Source organism: Roseburia sp. 1XD42-34, assembly GCF_009917385.1.
GTDB lineage: Bacteria > Bacillota > Bacilli > Bacillales > Amphibacillaceae > Virgibacillus.
Window position 1 is genome coordinate 24,645 of record NZ_QWLJ01000028.1, and the last position, 21,833, is coordinate 46,477.

22 protein-coding genes and 6 tRNA genes are annotated in these 21,833 nt (G+C 38.6%); 3 read left to right on the forward strand and 25 right to left on the reverse strand.

The genetic code is table 11. The features are described from left to right. Nucleotides 1-362 precede the first annotated feature (362 nt). The 11 genes from D1839_RS14055 to D1839_RS14105 form a co-directional block, all read right to left on the reverse strand. Nucleotides 363-1,475: a phosphomevalonate kinase gene (locus D1839_RS14055; RefSeq protein WP_120380581.1), complete on the reverse strand. Its 1,113-nt coding sequence runs from the start codon at nt 1,473-1,475 to the stop codon at nt 363-365. A 12-nt stretch (nt 1,476-1,487) separates the two neighbouring features. Then, on the reverse strand, nt 1,488-2,462 hold the full coding sequence (gene mvaD / locus D1839_RS14060; protein ID WP_120380582.1) for a diphosphomevalonate decarboxylase: 975 nt from the start codon (nt 2,460-2,462) through the stop codon (nt 1,488-1,490). A 24-nt stretch (nt 2,463-2,486) separates the two neighbouring features. Then, nucleotides 2,487-3,455, reverse strand: coding sequence for a mevalonate kinase (mvk, locus tag D1839_RS14065; protein WP_120380583.1), 969 nt, complete (start codon nt 3,453-3,455; stop codon nt 2,487-2,489). After that, complete coding sequence (locus tag D1839_RS14070; protein WP_120380584.1) at nt 3,452-4,741, reverse strand: hydroxymethylglutaryl-CoA reductase, degradative; 1,290 nt, start codon at nt 4,739-4,741, stop codon at nt 3,452-3,454. The genes mvk and D1839_RS14070 overlap by 4 nt, the downstream gene beginning before the upstream one ends. 775 nt (nt 4,742-5,516) lie before the next feature. Further along, nucleotides 5,517-6,317: a DUF2785 domain-containing protein gene (locus D1839_RS14075; protein WP_120380585.1), complete on the reverse strand. Its 801-nt coding sequence runs from the start codon at nt 6,315-6,317 to the stop codon at nt 5,517-5,519. Nucleotides 6,318-6,954: 637 nt separating this feature from the next. Beyond that, nucleotides 6,955-7,030, reverse strand: a tRNA-Lys gene (locus D1839_RS14080). 82 nt (nt 7,031-7,112) lie between these two features. After that, nucleotides 7,113-7,187, reverse strand: a tRNA-Gln gene (locus D1839_RS14085). A 10-nt stretch (nt 7,188-7,197) separates the two neighbouring features. Next, nucleotides 7,198-7,282 (reverse strand) — tRNA-Tyr (locus tag D1839_RS14090). A 46-nt stretch (nt 7,283-7,328) separates the two neighbouring features. Then, nucleotides 7,329-7,404: transfer RNA gene (locus D1839_RS14095), tRNA-Thr, on the reverse strand. 2 nt (nt 7,405-7,406) lie between these two features. Beyond that, nucleotides 7,407-7,482: transfer RNA gene (locus D1839_RS14100), tRNA-Val, on the reverse strand. A gap of 1 nt (nt 7,483) precedes the next feature. Further along, nucleotides 7,484-7,558 (reverse strand) — tRNA-Glu (locus tag D1839_RS14105). A gap of 356 nt (nt 7,559-7,914) precedes the next feature. Between D1839_RS14105 and fabI the strand changes: the two genes are divergently transcribed. Beyond that, nucleotides 7,915-8,691 (forward strand): enoyl-ACP reductase FabI, encoded by a 777-nt coding sequence (fabI, locus tag D1839_RS14110; protein WP_120380586.1) that lies wholly within the window; start codon nt 7,915-7,917, stop codon nt 8,689-8,691. An 80-nt stretch (nt 8,692-8,771) separates the two neighbouring features. Here fabI and D1839_RS20870 read toward each other — a convergent pair whose 3' ends face one another. The 14 genes from D1839_RS20870 to D1839_RS14180 form a co-directional block, all read right to left on the reverse strand. Beyond that, entirely contained in the window at nt 8,772-9,704 is a 933-nt protein-coding gene (locus D1839_RS20870; RefSeq protein ID WP_120380587.1) for an N-acetylmuramoyl-L-alanine amidase family protein, read from the reverse strand. 64 nt (nt 9,705-9,768) lie between these two features. Further along, nucleotides 9,769-9,993, reverse strand: a complete 225-nt coding sequence (locus D1839_RS14120; protein ID WP_120380588.1) for a phage holin — start codon at nt 9,991-9,993, stop codon at nt 9,769-9,771. 18 nt (nt 9,994-10,011) lie between these two features. Beyond that, a complete protein-coding gene (locus D1839_RS14125; RefSeq protein WP_120380589.1) occupies nt 10,012-10,293 on the reverse strand; it encodes a hypothetical protein in 282 nt (93 codons plus the stop codon). Nucleotides 10,294-10,633: 340 nt separating this feature from the next. Beyond that, nucleotides 10,634-10,777 carry a hypothetical protein gene (locus D1839_RS14130; RefSeq protein WP_158589667.1) on the reverse strand — a complete coding sequence of 48 codons (144 nt, stop codon included), beginning with the start codon at nt 10,775-10,777 and terminating at the stop codon, nt 10,634-10,636. Nucleotide 10,778: 1 nt separating this feature from the next. Further along, nucleotides 10,779-15,182 carry a phage tail protein gene (locus D1839_RS14135; protein ID WP_120380590.1) on the reverse strand — a complete coding sequence of 1,468 codons (4,404 nt, stop codon included), beginning with the start codon at nt 15,180-15,182 and terminating at the stop codon, nt 10,779-10,781. A 2-nt stretch (nt 15,183-15,184) separates the two neighbouring features. Further along, complete coding sequence (locus D1839_RS14140; RefSeq protein WP_120380591.1) at nt 15,185-15,517, reverse strand: phage distal tail protein; 333 nt, start codon at nt 15,515-15,517, stop codon at nt 15,185-15,187. Further along, nucleotides 15,517-15,972 (reverse strand): hypothetical protein, encoded by a 456-nt coding sequence (locus tag D1839_RS14145; RefSeq protein ID WP_120380592.1) that lies wholly within the window; start codon nt 15,970-15,972, stop codon nt 15,517-15,519. The genes D1839_RS14140 and D1839_RS14145 overlap by 1 nt, the downstream gene beginning before the upstream one ends. Next, complete coding sequence (locus D1839_RS14150) at nt 15,962-16,510, reverse strand: distal tail protein Dit (RefSeq protein WP_158589668.1); 549 nt, start codon at nt 16,508-16,510, stop codon at nt 15,962-15,964. The genes D1839_RS14145 and D1839_RS14150 overlap by 11 nt, the downstream gene beginning before the upstream one ends. A 10-nt stretch (nt 16,511-16,520) precedes the next feature. Then, nucleotides 16,521-18,110, reverse strand: coding sequence for a phage tail protein (locus tag D1839_RS14155; protein ID WP_120380594.1), 1,590 nt, complete (start codon nt 18,108-18,110; stop codon nt 16,521-16,523). Beyond that, the gene (locus tag D1839_RS14160; RefSeq protein WP_199690181.1) at nt 18,091-18,441 is read right to left on the reverse strand and encodes a hypothetical protein; all 351 of its coding nucleotides are present in this window, start codon (nt 18,439-18,441) and stop codon (nt 18,091-18,093) included. The genes D1839_RS14155 and D1839_RS14160 overlap by 20 nt, the downstream gene beginning before the upstream one ends. A gap of 23 nt (nt 18,442-18,464) precedes the next feature. Continuing rightward, the gene (locus D1839_RS14165) at nt 18,465-18,830 is read right to left on the reverse strand and encodes a tail assembly chaperone (protein ID WP_120380595.1); all 366 of its coding nucleotides are present in this window, start codon (nt 18,828-18,830) and stop codon (nt 18,465-18,467) included. A gap of 485 nt (nt 18,831-19,315) precedes the next feature. Continuing rightward, nucleotides 19,316-19,843: a phage major tail protein, TP901-1 family gene (locus tag D1839_RS14170; protein WP_120380596.1), complete on the reverse strand. Its 528-nt coding sequence runs from the start codon at nt 19,841-19,843 to the stop codon at nt 19,316-19,318. A gap of 309 nt (nt 19,844-20,152) precedes the next feature. Continuing rightward, on the reverse strand, nt 20,153-20,569 hold the full coding sequence (locus D1839_RS14175) for a LuxR C-terminal-related transcriptional regulator (RefSeq protein WP_120380597.1): 417 nt from the start codon (nt 20,567-20,569) through the stop codon (nt 20,153-20,155). Beyond that, entirely contained in the window at nt 20,529-20,717 is a 189-nt protein-coding gene (locus D1839_RS14180) for a hypothetical protein (RefSeq protein ID WP_120380598.1), read from the reverse strand. The genes D1839_RS14175 and D1839_RS14180 overlap by 41 nt, the downstream gene beginning before the upstream one ends. 168 nt (nt 20,718-20,885) lie before the next feature. On the opposite strand from D1839_RS14180, the gene D1839_RS14185 reads away from it, so the two are divergent. Then, complete coding sequence (locus tag D1839_RS14185) at nt 20,886-21,233, forward strand: helix-turn-helix domain-containing protein (protein ID WP_120380599.1); 348 nt, start codon at nt 20,886-20,888, stop codon at nt 21,231-21,233. A 75-nt stretch (nt 21,234-21,308) separates the two neighbouring features. After that, entirely contained in the window at nt 21,309-21,767 is a 459-nt protein-coding gene (locus tag D1839_RS14190; protein ID WP_158589669.1) for an ImmA/IrrE family metallo-endopeptidase, read from the forward strand. Nucleotides 21,768-21,833 lie beyond the last annotated feature (66 nt).

The window sequence follows — 21,833 nt, forward strand, 5'->3', positions numbered from 1 at the left end:
GTTGCTGGGTTCATGCGCCGGACGTGGCTTCGGTTATTTCGTTATTCCCAAGCACTTCATTTTATACTTGCTTATCTTACAAAAAAGCACATGGATGCTTCACGCGAATACCATGTGCTTTACAAAAACATTTATATGATTATCGGAATGAAATGAATATTCAAACACACATGATTGCATTCCTGACGCAGCTTGGTAGTACCATAATCGGTATGACTTAAAGGCCTGCACGAATCGGGGATTTTGGTGCTGTTATCTCCCACTTAGATTATGTTATAGTATGGATATTCTCCAGTTTTTGAAGCGGGAGTCTTACAGCAATTTATATGCGGGATAAAGTACTCATCTGTTATATGAATCCTTTACATATCTTTGGCTTCACTAACCATTGCTCCATGCGGATGGGGTTGTAGTGCAAGTGGTTTTATTCCAGCTTTTACCCAAGCCTCCATTAATGCTTCTGCTGCTTCCTTGGAGCGCATAAAAGCGATGCCACAATCCCCTCCACCAGCTCCTGATGGTTTGCCGGCACCACCAAACTCCTCCGCCAAATCACATAGGGTCGTTAATAATGGCGTTTCAATAGCAACATTTGCATCCTTTCCAACAGCTGCTAGTGCATGACGATTGTCTTTAATACCTTGTAGCAATACTTCCGGATTATTTTGCTTCATTCCTTGTAACACTTTTTTAACTGCCTGATCACTATGGGAAATAAAATGTGCAAACTTTTCTGGACTAGTTATTTTTAGTTGCAGGATTTGGTCGACAAGTTTTTTAGTAGATGCTGGTTTTCCTGTCCAACCGATACAAACATGAACAGAATTCGGTAATGTTATAGGATCCAAAGAAGCATAAACCCAATCCTTGCGGGTGAGTTCGGTTAATGAATGTGACTTTTTGTATGCTTCACGGAGCCATTCCGCTTGGAAAGAAGAATAATTAAGAAAGCCACCATAAGATGATGCCGCCACATCTGCCCCAGATCCATTTCCTTGTGTCACTACATGGGCGATAGAAGCCAGTTGATAAATTAGCTTTGCTTTTGGTGTCTCGGGCATAAACTTATTTAAAATGGCAGCAATAACAGATGTCGCTACAGCGGCACTCGATCCTAAACCATACTTTACACCAGATTCATCATCAAGCTCGCTTTTGATGGCTAATTGAAAAGGTGTTACTGCATACTGCTGTTCTCTTAAATACTGCAGTGCCGTTGTCATCGCCGCTTGGACAAATGCAGTTCTTGGATCAGTAGAAAAGAGCTCCACTTTATCCGCTTTATATTTCCAGCCAATATTTTCTAGTTTGAAATCCAATAAATGTAAGCTATTATTTGTACTATCTTTAATGTTTGCATAAACAAAACGATCTACAGCCATAACAACTAAATGTTGATACGGCTGTAGTACAGCAAACTCGCCCGCCACCATTAATTTTCCTGGCACTTTAATATTCATAGATGATTGTGACAATAGATTCAGCCCCTATATATACGTTATTCCTTGACCAGGTTTACTCAAACGAATATCTGTTACCCCAGGTACATTTCGTAATGTCTGTTGGACATGCGTTTCATGCTCAGGTAAATACAAAACCTTTACATTAGGACCAGCGTCAATTGTAAAATAAACGGGTATACCTTGGGAGCGCATTTCCCAAACTTTTTGCATAACAACTAAAGTCGTATCATGCCAATATGTAAACGGTGGTTGCGCTCCTAGAGTAGTTGCATGCATCTTCAAGCAATTTGCTTCTGCGATTTCTCCAACCTTTTGAAAATCACGCACACCGATGCCCTGTTTGATTTCCGCTAAGTCATGTGCAACACTATCCAACCAACCTTGAAAAAAGGCTGATGTTTCTACCGTTCGGCGCATCCCCTCACGGCTTGACACACTTTTTTTCGTTGCAGATAGTACAACCGCCGCCACACGGATATCCCAATAATCTGCTGGAGCAATTGGAACAGCGTAAGAATCTGTTCCATCCTCACGCATCCCCATTTCCCACTCTGCAAATCCTCCATAAATTGAACGGCAAGCCGAGCCAGAACCTCGTCGGGTTAATCTGGAAAGCTCTTCATCTGATAAATGTAATCCAATTGCTTTGGAACTAGCTGCTGCTAATGCCGCAAAACCAGAGGCAGATGAGGCAAAGCCAGCAGCAGTAGGCACTTCATTGATGGATGTCACTTGCGCATACACTTGTTTACCTGCCATTTGTCGAATAATGTCAAGAAAAGAGGTTACACGACCGTACTGCTCCCCAACTATCGTTTTATCGTCTAACACGAAATGATCTTTTGAAAGGGAATTGTCAAATTCCACCGTTGTCGTCGTATAATACCCATCTAATGTCAGCGACAAGCTATTATTGGTAGGTAAAATAATCGCTTCATTTCGCTTCCCCCAATATTTAATAAGGGCAATATTTGTATGCGCCTTTGCAGTTGCTCTCATTTTCATTCCCCTTCTACTTATAGCTTATTGTTCCTTATTCTCTTTTAATACAAACGGCCATACCGCATGTGCGCCAAATTTTCTTAACTTCTCCGCCAACTGTCTGGAATGAACCTCATTTTGGGCAAGAGCAATAATACAGCCGCCATTCCCCCCGCCTGTCAATTTAGCGCCGAGTGCACCCTCTTGTCTAGCAAAGTCAATTAATCGATTCAATCCGGTGTCACTGACACCTAAGGCCTCTAATTCCTTTTGCGCTTCATTTAACATATGCCCCAAAATGTGCTTTCCTTTTTTCTCTAAGGCTTGTTTCGCATCGTGAGTTAGCTTACCGATTCGTTCCAGTTTACGTTGAATTCGTTTTGGAGTCTTTTTTAATAAATTCGCAACAGATTCAACTGCTAAACGTGTATCTCCAACACGACCAGAATCTGCTACAACGAAATGAAAATCTTCACTTAGCTTAATAAAATTTGTTGGATGCTCTTTCTCATACCATACAGGAGATTGTGATGTAATAGTCAATGTATCAATCCCTGACGGGGCTCCATGTGCAAACGTCTCTGCTATATTAGCTAATTGCAGTAACTCTTCATCTGTATAAGATTCATCAAAATATGCAAATAGCGACCGGACGACAGATATAGCTACAGAGGCACTGGACCCTAATCCTTTACCAGGTGGGATAGACGATGTAATACGTATAAGCATATCCTGACATGGTATATTTAAATAGTCCATTGTTTCTTCAACGCATTTCACAATGCCTTCTAATGATTTTGGAGCCTCGGCAATAGAGCCATGATAGAAAGTTGTGTCAATCTTAACTGGTCCCGGCAAATGTTCAACGACCGTCTCTACGCCCACCAATGGAAATGGAATAGCAATAGCAGGCTGTCCGTGTACAACCGCATGCTCTCCAATTAAAATTAGTTTACTATAAGCTACTCCGATAGCTGTTTTTTCTGTTGTTGTTACTTTTTCTGCACTCATTTTGTATACTCTTCCACCAATTCTTTAGCTTTTCCTACACGGATTTCATTTATTTCTACTAATTTTTTTGACACGATATCAATCAACTCCCCAGTAGCCCCTGCTGCTATAGCAACAGAACGAGAATGTAAGGCCATATGACCTTTTTGTATACCATCGGTAGCTAATGCTTTTAATGCACCTAAATTTTGCGCGAGACCGACAGCAACAATCACCTGTGCCAATTCTTGGGCAGATGCTACATTTAATAAGCTGAGCGCGGCTTTCGCCATTGGATGAACATTAATGGAACCCCCTACGATCCCTACCGCCATCGGCAATTCCAATTCGCCAACTAGACTCCCTTCTGTATCAACAGACCAAGTCGTCATGGATGTGTATTGCCCCTCTCGTGCTGCATAGGCATGAGCACCAGCTTCCACTGCACGCCAATCATTTCCAGTTGCAATTACAATCGGATCAATTCCATTCATAATCCCTTTATTATGTGTAACTGCACGATACGGATCAGAAGCAGCAAATTCATATGCATGGATAACGCCATCTCTTACTTCTTCACCAGAGAAATCCCCTGTTTTCAGTAAATGTGGAGGAATCGTACAAGTTGCACGAGCTAGACATCGATCAGCTAAATTCGACAATATACGTAAATAAACTTTTCCACCGGTCAGCTCCTCTACCGTTGGAGCAAGAGATTCGACCATCGTATTAATAATATTCGCACCCATAGCATCACAAGTATTAATGTATAAATGAAGAATTAGCATTTGCTGATAGTTCGAACCAGCAGTTTCATTTAAAATTCGAACATCTATTTCCTTCGCCCCTCCGCCTCGTTTGACAATGCTTGGGTAGGAGGCATTGGATTGTTCAATTAATACAGCTTGTGCCTGAAGCAAAGCAGCTTTTGCTTTTTGAAAGTCAGCACACCCAACCACTTGCATTTGACCAATCATTACTCTTTCAGTTGCTTCTGTAGTAAATCCCCCTGCTTGACGGACAATTTTAGCGATATGACTAGCAGAAGCTACCACAGAAGGCTCTTCAATGACCATTGGTACTACATATTCTTTCCCATTTATGAGAAAGTTCAATCCTGCTCCTAAGGGAAGAGGAAAAGTTCCAATTACATTTTCTACCATTTTATCAGCTGTATCAAGCGGTAGAGGCTCTTTAGAAGAAATAATATCGAAAGTTTTTCCCGTAAACGCCTCCACATCCTTTAGCAATTCTCTTCGCTTCTTTACTGTTTGCTTATAAAAACCAGGAATTCTGGAAGTCTGCATCGCCGATCATCCTTTATATTATATATATTAATAACATGTTTCCTTCATTAATGTTCATAAGAATGGAGAAAAAAGAACCGAGAAGTTTGAACTGCGTAGTTTCAAGCGGCAAAGCACATGCATTTAAATAATTAAAACGATTTAACAATCTACAAAAAATTTCGATGTGACTTTTTTCTCGACTTTTGAGCATCCTCTTTCATTTACAAGTTAGTGGCTAACGCACGGACTATTGACGTTATCCCAATACTTTATAATCTTTACATTTATTCATCATGCTTCATAAATATGGCATCTTCTATATATAAACAATGACGATTTCCTTATATCTTTTTAATTAAATGGAAAACGTTAAGATTTTCAATGCTTCTCTTGAAACGGATTCTATAAAAATTATATCACGATTTCTAACATTTTATTAGAAATTTAGCTAATTGTAATCCAAACAAACACATAATACCATAGTATTGTAATTAAGTTAAAGTAAAACTAACTGGTTTTTATAGATGGGTTCTGGAAGGACTCCATTTAAAAGAAGAAGCGAGACAAAGATTACGCCGTTAAGCCGTTAATATGAAGAATAAAAAGATTCTTCCAGTGATTTCCGAAAACATAAGAAACAAGATCTCCACTTAGCCACGTTTATACGTCTAGTTTCATTCCCTTACTTGATAGATCAACTGTAAAAATTAGCAGCAATCAGGGCATCTCCCATCCAAATAAAACAACCGCTAATCACTAAATAATTCAGTCTTTTTAAAATACTTGTTATTGATCATGTAGAATATCGATCTGAAATCGCTTGTTGAGACATAGAAAAGCCTTTATGCTTTGACCATGCCATATACAAGGAATAATGAAATCGTTTGACATTCCACTCTATACGATATTTGGTATATGGATTTTTATGTTCTGCTTGCAGGCTTTCCATCCAATCACGTAATTCCATATCCTTCATATCCTTGTCGATGAGAGCTTCAATAACTTGAATCAACCGCTCATCTTCATCGTCAATATAAGCATACTCAACCAAAATGCATTCTCTTACTGCACGAAGACAAGCTGTAATATCATTTTTATTAAATACAGGATGTAATATCCCATTAGCTAACAGATCGCTACCATGCGCAACACTATGTGCCCATCCTTTTCCTTGAACATAACCACGATAATCATGTTCTGACAGCAAATATTTTATACTCGCTTGAATCACTCGCGATACTAATTTGTCGGAAAGTTTTCTATGCGTTGCGTCCTTATGCAAGATAACAGCTAAAACTAGTGCTGAAAATGTTCGAGTAAACACGCTATCTCTCTTTGTCTCATCCTCTATATTTAAAAATAGATACCGTTCACTCACACACGTCTTTATAAGATATTCCATTTGTTGTACAGTTAAGTGATCCTCCAATATTAGCTTCACAAAACAATTATAAATAAGACGATCCCTTATTCCAGGATTCGTGTCCCCGATATGATTGAGCATAAATTCGATTAGGATATCTAATTGCTCAGCTCGAAATTTATAAGTATCTTTATCCAAAAATTCCTGCATATCATTAATATATGTCTGCATTTTCCCTCACCACCAAGTATATAATCTCCACTCAACCTTCTCTTAAGTAATCATTCATACGTCAATAGCTTTACTATATATGGTCCTAACTGCAAAAGTATTTACTGTTCCAAGCATTCTTGGGAATATATCCTCACATCTCTTTATAGATAAACAAAATGGCATTGCTACATTTAGTATCAATCGTCTAGTCCATTATAAAGTAAACTCCCAATCAGTGAAGTTTTCTTTTCTCCCACTGATCATTTCTTCAAGGAAATAACCTAAAGACCTTTGTACAAGACCTGACATTTACTCGCAATTGCTCCACTTTATCTGTCTCGGGTTACCTTGTTGGACGGAAAGTCAGGTCTTACCGCGAGTACCGTGTGGAACAAAGTAAATCTTCCATCATGTGGGGGTTTTCATTCATCCCCCAGGGCTTGTTAGTAGCCAAAGGTATGCTAAAGGCTGCTTAGGAATAGCATTTAGGTGCTGTTAATCTGCCACTTAGACTTGTTGCAGTACAACATTATCCAACTACTGAAGCGGAGCCTTACAGCACCTTATACTCGGGGATAAATACAAATAAACAAGGCTACTACGTGTCGCAACCTTGTTTAAAATTTATGTATCGTCTATATGGAGTTGTAATAAATGGTGAGCCATGGAGGATTCGAACCTCCGACCCTCTGATTAAAAGTCAGATGCTCTACCGACTGAGCTAATGGCTCATATACGATGTATTCTAAGTATTATGTCAATTCTAGTCCATCGCCCTGTCACAAGCATAGAAAAGTTTTCCAAACAAAAAAATGGCTGGGCCACTAGGATTCGAACCTAGGGTACACGGGATCAAAACCCGATGCCTTACCGCTTGGCTATGGCCCAACAAATGTAATGGTGGAGGGGGAGAGATTCGAACTCCCGAACCCTGAGGGAGCGGATTTACAGTCCGCCGCGTTTAGCCACTTCGCTACCCCTCCAATATTATGAACACATACGTTAAACTTTATTCATTTTTTTAAAAAATGGTGCCGGCCAGAGGACTTGAACCCCCAACCTACTGATTACAAGTCAGTTGCTCTACCAATTGAGCTAGGCCGGCAATGGTGGAGGATGCAGGGCTCGAACCTGCGACCCCTTGCTTGTAAGGCAAGTGCTCTCCCAGCTGAGCTAATCCTCCGTGGTGACCCGTACGGGATTCGAACCCGTGTTACCGCCGTGAAAGGGCGGTGTCTTAACCGCTTGACCAACGGGCCAGGATGTTTTAATAGGTTGTACATGTTGTACCCTTTTTCGAAACTGACGAATCTCATTATACCTAGTTCTATATCATTTGTAAAGGGAAAATGTAATTTTTTTTACTTTCTTTATAGAATTTTGTCCGAACAGCACTTTTATTGTTAAAAAAGTAGAGATAGCTAACAGTTTCTTTCAAAATGTGTATTAGGTTATAATAGAGGCAACTAAAAGCATGCAGTGAAAAATTCTCTTCGTTCTCCCTTGCGAGTAACGAAGCATTTAAGTGTCATTTGTTATTTCTTTCTGAGATACTTTTTCTTAGATATCATATGGCACTTTCATGCACGATTAAAAGAATAATGGAGGTACGTTAATGAGTAACTTAGTAGAAGGAAAAAATATTGTCATTATGGGCGTTGCGAGTGAACGTAGTATCGCTTGGGGAGTAACAACTTCATTACATAAAGCGGGTGCAAACTTAATTTTCACATATCGGCAGGAAAGATCCTACGGCAAGCTAACAAAATTGCTCGCCAAGCACGATATTGAAGCAAAATTAATTGTCCCCTGCGATGTATCCAGTGATGAAAGCATTACAAACGCATTCAATAGCATAAAAGAGAAGATCGGTGCCATTCATGGAGTTGTCCACTCTGTGGCATTTGCTAACCGAGAAGAACTTAAAGGAGAATATGCGAATACATCCAGAGAAGGCTTTCTCTTAGCCCATGAGATTAGCGCATTTTCTCTAGTTGCTGTTACAAAAGCAGCAAAAGAACTGATGACTGAAGGAGGCAGTATTGTCACACAAACCTACCTCGGTTCAGAGCGAGTTATCCAAAATTACAATATCATGGGTGTTGCGAAGGCTTCCCTAGAAGCAAGTGTCCGTTACTTAGCAGAAGATATGGGTAAATATGGCATACGTGTCAATGCCGTTTCTGCAGGTCCCATTCGCACATTATCCGCTAAAGGTGTTTCCGGGTTTAATGAAAAGTTAGGAGTTATAGAGGAAAAAGCACCACTGCGCAGAAATGTAGACCAAGACCAAGTTGGAGATGCAACATTATTCTTTATGAGTGAGCTATCACGCGGTGTAACGGGTGAAGTTCTCCATGTTGACTCGGGATATCATATCATCGGCGGCTAATTATTATTGAAAATACTGAAGAAGGGGGCTTGTTGGCCCCGCTTCTTTGTATTTTAATGCATTTCATCTCGATTACCGGTTTATTTTGTAAAATATCTTACATAACTTGAATTTCCTGTAATATATAAGCCGGATTTTAATTGGTACATTTTAGATCCTTTTACTTCTAATTCTTTTTTCACTGTAAATACTTCGCCTTGGTTCACAACTTCATATTTCGCATCCCAATCAGGAGCATCATATACCCAAAGACTTGAAGCAAGTACTTCTACATAGCCTGTGCTTTTCTTGGAAAAATTTGTAGAAGTCCCACTGACGATCAGTACCTGCCCTGGATAAATCGTGTCATCTGAAAGATTATTTAACCGCTTCAATTCACTAACGGTCATGTTATGTGCTTGAGCAATCCCCCATAACGTGTCTCCAGCCTTAACTGTATACGTGTTTCCGCCACCTCCAGATGGCAAGCCCAAATAATTGGCTATTGCATGTGCCAATGCTTTCCCAGTCTGATCCATAATTGAATTATTACGCATTTTCACTATATCAATAGTAGAATCCATAAAGCCTCCTTCAATTAAAATTGCAGGCATTCTGGACTCACGCACCATATGAAAGTTCGCTGATTTAATTCCTCTATCTCGTAAACCCATAGCTCCAACAATACTCGGGTGAATAGCTCTTGCTAAAGCTAAGCCAGTAGATGAGCCCGGATAATAATACGTCTCTGTACCCGTCCAAGCCCCCCACTGCCCTGTATTTGCATTATGATGATAAGATATCAAAATATCGGCATTTGCATTATTTGCTGCATTCGTTCTAGTTGTTAACGATACATCTGTCTCCCCAGTTGGATCATCCATTCGAATAACAGTTGCATTTGCATAGCCATTTAGATAATTTATGGCAGCAGAAACTACTTTATTATTAAATGACCATTCCCTTTCTCCTTCTGGGCTTCTTTTTCCCGATGTATGCATTCCATGACCAGCGCCAATAGCTATTTTTGCCATTGTAAATTCCTCCTTTTTATAAAATATTAAAAAAACAGCTTGCCCGATTGGACTAGCCGTCCGTCTATTTTGTAAGATTTGTTCTTTCCAGCACTTCCTTTTGTCGCCTTCCCTTAAAGGTAATATAATTGTTTTTAAACCACGTCCAAATAGAAACTATAAACGTGATTCCATATGCTATAACTTCTTCTTGTAACACTGGAATCGGCTGTAAATCATAATTTGCTAATACGACATTGATCCACGCTATCGCTAAAGCTACTGTTCTAACTACCGTTCCTTTATCCATACATCCGCCCCTCTTCCTTTAAACATATTGGGTAATCAGAATGAGCAGTGTAACAAAAGCAAAAAGCCACCCACCCCATAGGCGGACAGCTTCCAGTAACGTCTTTTTCCCTTCTGTTCTCGCTTCCATTCGCTCTACCTTTTCTTTAACAATCCCCAGTTCTTCCCGCAAACCATTATACTTCTTGATCATATTTCGTGTTTCTTTCATTTCATGCCGCAAATCCTTAAATTCACCTTGAATTGCTGCTATTTGCTCAAACAACTCTTTGTTTGTATACCATTGAGTTTCGTCGGACATACTGACCTCCTTGCGAAGCATTTATGCAGTATTTAAACCCACTAGTACCTTTACCTCCCAAAATGTATTATTAGATGTTATCCTTCTAAATTAATAACCCGTTTTAAAGAGCTAGCTAGGTTTTTTGATTTCTGTCACATTCCTTATCTGCTACTGTCGAGTTATTATATAATGCTTAATGAAAAGCTATCTATTCTGTTAGAAAAGATAAGGAATATGAATTTTCTAATGGTTTATTTATAAACAAGTCATTAATTTCATCACACCCATAACCTAGATACTACCTCCATTTATAGCAATTTAATATTCTCATATTTTATAGAGCTTAGTTAACCATAAATTATTCTGACTCTTCTTTTAGCTTTAATATTTCTTCCTGCTGTGTAGCCACAATAGCTTCAAGATATGCTTTTTCTTGTGACAACTGCGCCACTTGATTTGACAATCCATTCACTACATACTGCCAATTAACTCCCTGTTCCATCTTAAGATTCTCCCTTTATGATTTTTTCTAGCTCCTCAATTCGCTTAATTAGATCCTTTGTAACATTGAGATTGTGAGATATCATTGCATAGAGTCTTACTGCTGTTCTTTCTTCACCTAAAACTTCATCAGGCGCTTCATCAGAAATGACTCCGAAACTTTTGAAATTATCCATATGACAGACTTTATTGTTTTGATCTTTTCTAACATAATTATATTGGCGCATTCTTAATGCATTCAAGACACGGTACGACTCACTAACAGGCAAGTCTTCAATATTCCTTTTTTGACTTCGTATTGAGGTTTCATTGATATGAACTGCATTAATTTTCCACAAATGATAATGTGTCGTTCCTACATAACCCCAAGCATTAGTATCAGGTTCAAAACAAGGATTTTCATCTCCATTTATAGTGGTTCGACCGCGCATTTTAAAATAATGCCTTTGAAAACCATTACTTCTTTCATTTTTCATTACAAATCTGTGCTCACGTGCGTAATAAATCGTGTTCATTTTATAGTGTGTCCGTAACTCCATACCTACACCGTCTGTTCCACTTCCTATAACAAACGTATCATTCACGTTCATTCCAACTCCTGCTGACTTGTTTCCCCTACCACCAAAAAAACGAATGGTACTAGGATCAGACTGACCTTTGCCAGCAATATCGCGAACACCGATATGGATACGCACATTTCCCTTATTATCAATTGATTCGAATCCTTTATCATCAAGTTGTATGGCCTGTGTACCATTTACAACCCTAATCAATACCTTAGATGCATCCAAAATCCCAGCCCGTATTTTATCCGCGCTTATGTTACCTATCTTCGCATTCGTAATGGAAGCGTCAGCTATTTTAGCTCCGTCAATTTTTGCATTTCCTGAAATTAAATTATCAGTAATGACTCCGTCTTTAATATAAACTTTCCCGTTTCTAACTACTAAATCACCGTCAATAGAAACTCGCTCAGCGCTAATTTTAATTTGCTCCGGAGATTGGTTAATACTTGATACAACGCCATTCTTGCTTACTCTTAATTCGATATTATCGGCATTTTGCTTAATGCTTGACTCAGCTTTACTAACACGCGTAGTCATATTGTCCATGTCGGCGTTATAAGTCTTTTCCGTTACTCTTGAAGCAATTTGATCCGCTTGCTGTTCAAATGTTGAATTCGCTCCTTTTTTGAACGTTGAATAATCAGCTTCCAGCGCCGTAACATCTTGCTTTATCCCTTTAGCTGATTGTTCAATTTCTGAAGCATATTGTTCCACGGCTTTGATTTCGGCTTGAGTATCCTCGGGCGCATGTGTCCAATCAGTTGGTTTATTGCCTTTTTCAACCTTTAAATCCCATACCTCAGAACTATAATTATAGGCATATCCACTTGCTCTATTAGGTTGTATATAAAAATCATCCGTAATAGTACCAGTTGTTTTAAAATGAACAATAACTTTATGTTCATTATCATCATCTGAATACTGCACCATAGCTCCGCCAGACCAATTATCTGATACGTACTCACCATCCATATAAACCTTCATGAACTCCATATCATGCATATGCCCGCCCAAAGTCTTGATACTTCCGTCAATCTTCTTTATACGGAAAGACATCACGTATTCTGTCTTAGGCTCTAAAATATCATGGTTTATACGCAGCCCCGCACTTTTTTTATTAATAATTCTATAAACATGGTTATCAAATGTATAACCATCCGACCACCCAATAACATCGCTTTTTTTCACTAGATTTCTACCGCCAACCTGAATATTATTGATCTTAGCTTCAACATCTTCTGGCGCTGGTGTCCAGTCTGTAGCTTTAATACCTTTTTCGAGTTTAAGTTCTTTATATGCTACTTTGGTAGTTCCGCCCGGCTTTCTTCTTCTAAAAACTGTCCTAATATACGCTGTGCGGTCTGGAGATTTACGGGTAATAGATACATACCCTTCTTTTGATGGTTCTACATACTTTTCGCTATCACTTGATTCTGATATCATTTTTTTGTTTTCATCGTACCAAAACAATCGCAATCCAACGTTAGCACCACCACTTAAATTCTTGTAATAAATGTTAGCAGTATAAGTAGATTCTGCATCTGCGGGCGTAAATTCGTTAAGTTTGGGATAGTGGTTCCACGAACTCCATTCAACTTCTTTAAATTCTTTCGAAGTACCTGGATATAAATTCCTCCCGCCAACCTCAATCTTACCCAGCTCACCTTTAACATACGTCGCATCAACCTTACTGCTAATACTCTTTGCATTTTGCCTAATAAGAGATCCGTGGCTTTCTAGATCTCTAATGATTCCTTCTTTATCTGTTTTATATTGTTCAGCCGAGACCTTAGAAGCAATTTCCTTAGCGTTTTGTTCGATGGAAGACTTGTTTTCCTTAATGGACGTCTCTAGGCTTTGTTGATCCTGTTTATATTGCGTATTGGACACTTTACTTTTAATGTCTGTTTCCGTTTGGCTAATACGAGATTCATGATCTTCTAAATCTGTAACAATGCCGCCTTTGTCAGTCTCGTACATCGTTTTAGAAACGACATTATCAAACTTATTATCTAGCTGTTCAATCGTATAAACGTCATCTTTATTTGCTTTAGAAACCAACTTACCGCCTACCCATTCAAAGTCCGCTTTATCCGCTAAATCAGAAACAATCTCCCCTACTTGTTCCTGGTAGTCCACTACGTCAACTGCACCAAGTTCATCAGCATTTGTTGGGGCAAGCGCCTTCCATGCTTCGCTTGTTTCATCCCAGTGATATAACAAATTAGGTTCTTTGCTGGTGTCCAGCCAAAATTTATAATCTTTAGGACTAGGTGCTTCATTGCCTTTGTATATCCCGTATTCAATAAAATCGGGAACAATGTCCTCGATATCTGGCAAATCAAGCTGAACAGTACTTGCACTAACCTGTTCGGAATAGTCACTTGCTGTCCCATGTGTATTAACAGCACAGATTCGGAAATACCACTTTTGATCTGTGTCAGCATCAAAGTTGTAAGCACCGACCTTTCCACGAAAGACAAGGTTTGTTGGATCAGGAACAAATCCGTTTATTTGGCTAGCATAAACCTCATATGCAGCTATGGCATAAGTAGATTCAAAATCCCATGACAACATAATCTTTTTGAATAAACCCGTTGCGGAAATATTTTGTGGTGTATTTGGAACAATATCTGGGAATCTTTCATCCGTAATCGGTCTTCCTCCAGCATCCCATTTTCCACTGCCTTCTTTTACTTTGTCGATAACCCAGTCAATGTCACTATTATCTGGACTTAAGTCTAAAATATTTCCTAATACAAGGCTCCCATCCCTTGGATTTCCAATGTCGTATTTCCAAGACATAATTCTTGCTTCAATTAAAAGCATAGGTTGCATTTCTTTATCTCTGGCAACACCAGTATCACCCAGAATGACTTGTTCATGCTCATAACCAGCTATGCCGTAAAATGTGATAATATCCATTTCATATTGGATCTTTGGAGTTTTTTCGGCTTGAACAGCCTCCCATGTCTTAGCTAGTAGCTTTTCTGGTTCTTCTTCATCATTGTCCTCAAATAAACCAAAACGATGCATGATTTTTCCTGTTTCGTGATCGGGAACGCCGTGTTTTTCAAGTGCTTCAGGATCTCCTACCCATTCTTGCCCTTTTGGCTTATTAGTAGGATCGCCGTTTTCTTTCTTCCACTCTATATCACGAAAGGTAACTTTATCAGAACTTCCCTCCCCAGATTGTAAAGATTTTCCTTGTCCATATAAAGCTGTTTTCGGATAGTAAAGTACCGTTCTAGTAATATTCTTTATATCCTTATTCATTTCAAAGCGTTTCCCAGTATCAGCACCTTTCCGTGATACAATATCCAAATAGCGACAACTAATTTTATTCCCTTCTATTTCTACACGATCAACGATTTCACCGCCCCAAAGCTCGACTAATGTTCCTATACAGGCATAAGCATTTTGATATGCAAAGCTTATGGAGTTTAATCCTAAATCCGCTACATTACCTGCTTTCCAACGAGAATGTTTTAAAATAACGCCTAGTGCAGCGTCAGCTGCTTCATTTTCAAGTTCCCCATTAGCAACCATAACATCAGCCAACTCTTGTATAGCCGGCATACAGTGAATTACTTTTTCTGGAGATTCTCCATCTATATCATCTACCTCACGAATCGTAAACAAACGGAGGTTTCCTTTTAAATCTTTAAACGCAACCTGATTTCCACCTACGAAATAAGCTGCATTTTTATCAGACATAGGAAAAGTAATTGAAAAAGAGACGGGCTTTTCAACCGTCTCTTCAAACACTGCTTCCACATATTGATTTGTGATTGCTAATAGCTTATCGAACTTATCAAAAATGAAAATTCTTTCTTTCATCTCTACAACCACCTCTCTGTATACATAACCTCCAATTGCATGGCTGGAATCGTTTTTATTTCATTCTGCCCTGGGTTTAAGTGAAAAAAGTCAGCATAAACCAGGTCAATGGTTTCCATTTGCAACTGCTCATTGATCCATACTTTCTGTGTCAAACAATCGATCCGTACCACATCATTCACTTTAAATGGATAGTGCAGCCTTAATCTTTGCTCGGAGAGACTAAATTCTACATAAGGTATCTCTTCTTTAAGCACCGAAGTAATCATAGGTGCTGTACTGGCTGTCCCCTCGACATATACTTCATTTTTCTGAGCCATTTCAATCCAGCGCATTATTCCCCACCCTCTGATGGCGGCATTTCTTGTTTACTTTCTAGCGTTGTTACTCTCTCTTTAATTGCTTCTATCTCACTTAAGATAGCAGTGATATTCGATTGATTCTCTTGTCCGATTGCTGCTGTATGATCGAGATTTCTCTGCATGGATGCGATACTTTCATTCAGTGCTGCAATATCCGATGCACTTTTCGTAATATTTTCGGCGTTTACGCGAATATCCGCACTATTTTGTTCCAAAGCTGCACGATTATTGGTTACATCTTTTTGTAATTCAGCCACATTTTGCTTTGTATTATCTAAGCTTGCTTGTAAAGCTTGATCTTTATCTTGCAGCCGCTTTGCTTCTGCATCGACTTTATCTGCATTTTGCGCAAAATGAGCAATGGAAACATCAATTTTATCTGTTATTTCCGGCTTAACCAAGTTTAAATTTGGTGTACTAATTGCCAATGAAATCACCCCACTTTTGATTTTTGTATTCTTCCCAAGTATATTTTCTTAACGCGATTATTTGATGTGTTTTTCCATATTTAAATGGATCAGAACATAAAAATACAAGCTCTGCTACCAAGCTATTCGCTGCTTCATCTGGTACATCATTTGCCGATAATGTGGCATAAAAAAAAGCCTCTTCATCCGTAAAGGCTAGCTTCTTTTTCGATCCCTGCAATAGAGCATTTAATTGATTGTATCGCTTTCTAAATCCTGCTTTGGTTTGATCAGTTAATTGGTACTGCACCACAATTTCTCGTGCATTCCATGTTGGATCGCTTGTCTCAAGCATCCCATGCATTCCTGGAACGTCAACGGTGGAAATCTGTTGCTCCACATTACTTCTTCCGGAAATGACCAACGTTGTAAAGCTTCCTGTTTGATCCGATAACTGATCATCTAAGTTCATTCCGTTGAAGATAGTCTGCAATCGGGAAGGTCCTTCCTCGCTATTAAGACCTGTCTTCTTAGCTACTGTATCTATGAAAGTATACATCATACACCTCCTACCAGTTCTGGTTTCTTGTTAAATTTGTTTTTCTTGCTTGGGCATGTGTAATATCTTCTACAAACGCACTAAATTGCTGCTTTCCGATTGTTACATTCACTGTAGCAGGCTGTTTTTGCACATGCCATTCCTGTAATAGTTGATGGGAAGGTCTAAAATTTGCTGCTTGATTTAAACTATGAACCTGTCCAGATATAGCTGGTAAAGTAAACTGCGGATCGAAAGAATCTTGCACTTTGTCCGATACCGCACCTGCTGCTGCAATAACGTTTTTGGACATTTGATTAATCCCCATAGCAAAGCCTGCCATCGTGTCATCCCCTATATCTCGAAATAATCGAGATGGAGAATTAATGCCTAAAAACTTTAACACGCCATCTACAGCACTTTTAGCTGCATTTAGAACCGCTTCACCAACCATTTCTGCCTTTTCCTTAATTCCGCTTATAAGCCCCATAATTAAATCTTTTCCTGCTGAAACCATATTTTTGGCAAACTCGATTACTTTTCCGGGCATTTTAGCTATTTGTGTTCCGACTTCCGCAACTGCTTCGGTTAGCTTCGTACGAATCGCTTGAAACACTTCCTGAAACTTTTGGCGGACAGCAGTTACGATCGCCTGGGCTTTTTCTATAGCATTTGATACCATCGTTAAAAAACCTTGTACGACCGCATCTTTGGCATTACCAATTAAGGTAGCAATCGTCTCTTTAACTTGAGTGAACCTCGTTTTTATCGTTTGCCAAATAGTGCTAACGATGGTTGTAACAAACTCTTTCATAATATTCCAGATATTTGTAAATGTTGATTTGATAGTTTCCCATGCTCCTGACCAATTCCCAGTAATTAATTGCATAACCGTCCGAATAATCCCCATCACTAATTCCATAGCTACTTTAATGGTTGTCTTTATGATGTTCCATACGAGCATAATTTGCGTGGAAATCCATGTCCAAGCTACAAGTAAAAAAGGCTTTAAGAAGTTCATCACTGTCATAATAACCGATTTAATTGCTCCCCATATTGTTTGGAAAGTTTGCAAAATTAATGCCTGATTTTGCGTCCACCATGTGGTTAATGTTCCCCATAGGGTCATGACAAACGTAACAATTTCCTGAATCACCGGCATCATAAAGGCACGTATCGACTCCCACACACTCATGACAATATCTCGAAACATTTGACTATTCGTCCATAAATAAACAAAACCAGCTGCCAGTAACGCCACTAAAGTAATAATTAAAGCAAGCGGGTTCGCAGCTAAGATAGCAAATAAACTCATAACCGCTTCCTTCAATGCCAACATCTTTGGTAAAAAGTTTGTCATTAATGAACTAATCGTCTCAAACAATAAGGGCATTCCGCTTAGTACTCCCATAAACGGTTCAAGCACTGATTGCACTTGGGAAATTCCCTCTGTCATACCTGGGATAAACCCTAATGATTCCTTCATTTCTTCCAACTTACCAACGACAGGGTCTATTTCAGTTTGTAACGCGGTGAAGGCTTCGCTTGCTTTACCCAATCCATCTGTTTGTGCTAGAAAACTTTGCATAAATCCGCTTGCTTCACTCGATCCCTCCGCCATAAGGCACCTCCTTTTCCGAATTAACATGTTTAGCAATTTTCGCTAAACGTTTCATTCTATGATTTATCATCTTTGGCTTTGTTACTTCCTTTAAATGCTTCTCATAATCAAAGAAATCTTTAAATCGTTTGTAAATTGGGACTTGCTTTTTACCCTGCTCTTTTGTTAGTGTAGCTTGGTGATTAATCCAAGCTTGTTTATACATCTTGTATTCTTTATCCACCTGCTGTAATTGAAACGCACGTATCCTTAATGCATACTCCCTTATCGTAAGCACTTCAATGTCTTTAAGACTAGTAAATCCTAAATAACGAAAGCAATTAATAATCATATCCTCATATGTTTCCGCTGAAGCTACCCTTCTTTCTGCTTGGCTGCTACTTGCATTTGTTTGATGGTATCCTTCATTACGGGTGACTTCCCCAACGTATCCTTTAGTTCAGTAAAGAGATCTCCAAGCCCATCGTTTTCTAGCGCATACTGTTCAATGGCCTTTTCTATTTGTTTATTGCTTGGTGTTGTGTCCAAATAAGAAACAGCCGCTTTAATAACAGCATGTATCGCAACTGGGTTCCATTGCTGTAAGTTCATAAATGCCATATTAACACCCATCCCAAATTTCATCCCTTGATAATCCACTTCATAGACTTTGTCCAGTTCACGGATAAATTTAATACCGAATTTCAATTCATACACTTTTTCATTAATAATAAATTCCATTTGGTTTCCGCCTCCATATTTAAAAATGGTAACCAATGAATTTTCCTATATTCAAGGGATTCATTGGTTACTAAAAAACCGTCCGCTTCTTCTATGCCCACGATACGTGTAATCACATTATATTTTTTACATTTAAACTCTATCTACTTTATCTAGTATGAACAAAGGCGCAGAGCGCCCTTTTAGCAACGTAGCGACTGGATCGAATCAACTAAAGTTTTAGGAATCATGCTCCTGCAACAGAAGTATGCCGACGCCTGAGCGACAAGCCCGTTTTTAGTCGGTCTTCCTCTTAACCTCGAACCGATGATGACTTATCGTAGGGCAATTTCGTTAAGTCGCATCGTTGCTGAGCGCTTAAGCTGGACGTGACTATTCCGTTATATCGTTGTCCCAAAGCCAAAATTTTTATACTTTCGTATATAATAAAAAAAGTGAATACTAAAACTAGCATTCATCATTATTTTTATTTTATATGCTAATAGTTACTGTTGATTTTCCTCAGGAATTTCTGATTTTGTATCTTGAAATGCGTATTGAACTGCTGCCTGTTGCTCTTCTGTAAGTGTTGCTTCACCAAATTGAGGCTCCAATTCCACCGTGAAATTAGCCGAGATGGCAGCATTTTCTTCAGCATTTGCTGGGTCTTCCCATGAATCTAAATAGCCTTGAGCATAAATAGCCGGATATTTATTGTCCGCCGTTTTCAGCTCTTCATCTACTGTCACTTCCCATAGTTCCAATTTCTTTCCTTGAATAACCGACTGTCGAAGCATATTAGCTACTGGGTCGTCCATTGCCTGAATTGCTTCAATAGCCACTTCTGGTTCCAATCCTCCTACATTAATGAGCGATCCATCCTTTGTAATAATTCTTTCTAATTCACGAGAATAGCTAAAAGTATGCTCAGTTTGAAATACTAATTTCGCTGCTTCTTCCCCTTGGTTTTCCAATAAACGGAACAATAATATTTTGTTTTTACCTGCTTGCATTTTCATTTGTGTATCTGTCATTTTCATGACCTCCTTATAATTTTTAACCCCATATGCTATAGACTAACGCAACAATCAACACGACTTTTGATTTATCCCATTTAAGCACACCTCCTGAAGCAAAATAAAAAAGCCTTACATACACATAGAGTAAATAAAAGACTTTTCAACACATGCTCCTACTTTTTTGTAGTTTAACGTCATTTCGGACAAGGAGTATCCCTTCATAGGTCGTTAAACATACGATATATCATGGGGGAAGTTTAAAAAACATTTACAGATCATATGTTCGCTAAACACATTATACAAAAACGTAAATATCATTGTCATCTACTGTGAAGACTGTGTAAACTGTAACATTTTCTGTACAATCGTCTCTTTAATCGTATAGATATGTTTTCTGGATAAGCCCATATGCTTGCTGATCGCACTAATTGTCATGCCATCTAGCATGCATTCTAAAACAACTACTTCTCTTGGTTCATCTATTGTCGGTAATCGCTCTTGGATAAAGAGTACCTTTTTCTCCAGCTTAGTTAACCAGTTACTTTTTTGATCCCGTCGGATAACCTCTTTTGCCACTGGGTCGCTTATTACTCCTTTTGACTTTGGCAACGTAGCCGCAACTCCTGAAGCGGACACAACTTTGGTACCTATATCTTCCTTCAGCATCTGCCGCTGCCGCTTTATTTCCCTAATCATCCAGTTATAATCTTTGATTGCTCTCTCTATTTGTTCCTTGTTCATGAAAACCGGCCCCTTTGCTAAACAATTCCTCTGCATACTTACTTCTTTCAATAGGAGTCAACACGCCTGCTCTTTTATCTCTTCGATGTTCACTAACGATCCACCTAACACATGTTTCTTCACTAAGTACAGCTTTTAAATGTCTCATCGCTCCCCTCCCTTCATTCCAAAATTTAACTATAGAACATTTGTTCCTATCATACATTGCTGAAAAAGAAATGTCAAATTGTGTTCTTGCTGTTTAAGAAATATTTATTTGTATATTTATTTGAAAAGTGATATGATTTAATTGCTAAAATAGAAAGCGGTGTTTGCTTTGAATGTAGGAACAAGAATTATTCAATTAAGAGAAGCTAATGGTTGGAGTCAGCGTGAGCTTGCTAAACGTTTAGAGGTAAATCCCAGTGTAATGAATCGGATTGAATCAGGGGAAAGGCCTATGAAAGACCACGAGTTAAATAAGCTTGCCACTATCTTGCATGTTACATCTGATTATTTACTTGGACGGTCTGATAATCCAAATTTAACTGAAGAAGAAGCGTTTGCATCCTTTCGTAATAATCCTTCATTAGAAAGATGGTACAAAGAATTGCCAAACAATAAAGAAGAAGATCTTAAACGGTTAAAACGGATTTGGGAAGCTTTTAAAGAAGAAGATCAATAAGTATTTATTAGTGTATAGTTTATACACTATTTATTTTTTACTATGATGGAACATACGTTCTTTTGGGGGTATTTGATGTTTTTTACCCGTACTGAAGATTATATTCAGCGGTTTCTCTTACAACAAAACATTCATAAACCAAATGATTTAACAATCAAAAATATTGCCTCTTCTCTAAACATTCCTGTTTATTATTGGGAATATAGTAGCGAATGTGTGTACTTAAATGAGAGATGCCTTATTTTTCTAAACAGCAATCGTAGTGAACAAGAGCAGTGGCAGGAGTTTGGTCATGAAATTGCTCATTTTCTGTGGCATACCGGGAGGCAAGAATTCTTACCATCCACGTTTATTGAATTACAAGAATGGCAAGCTAATTATTTCAGCTACCATCTATGTATACCTACTTTTATGTTACAACGGATTAAAACGAAAATAACACCAAAGTATGTGATGAATTTATTTAATGTTGAATACGATTTTGCATGTAAGCGTTTAGAAATGTATCGAAACAAATGGCTCGCTTCTATCTGAAACGAGCCTTACATACTAGACTTCCTTTTCATTTGCAGTTTGTTAATGATCACTTTGGCAGTTACT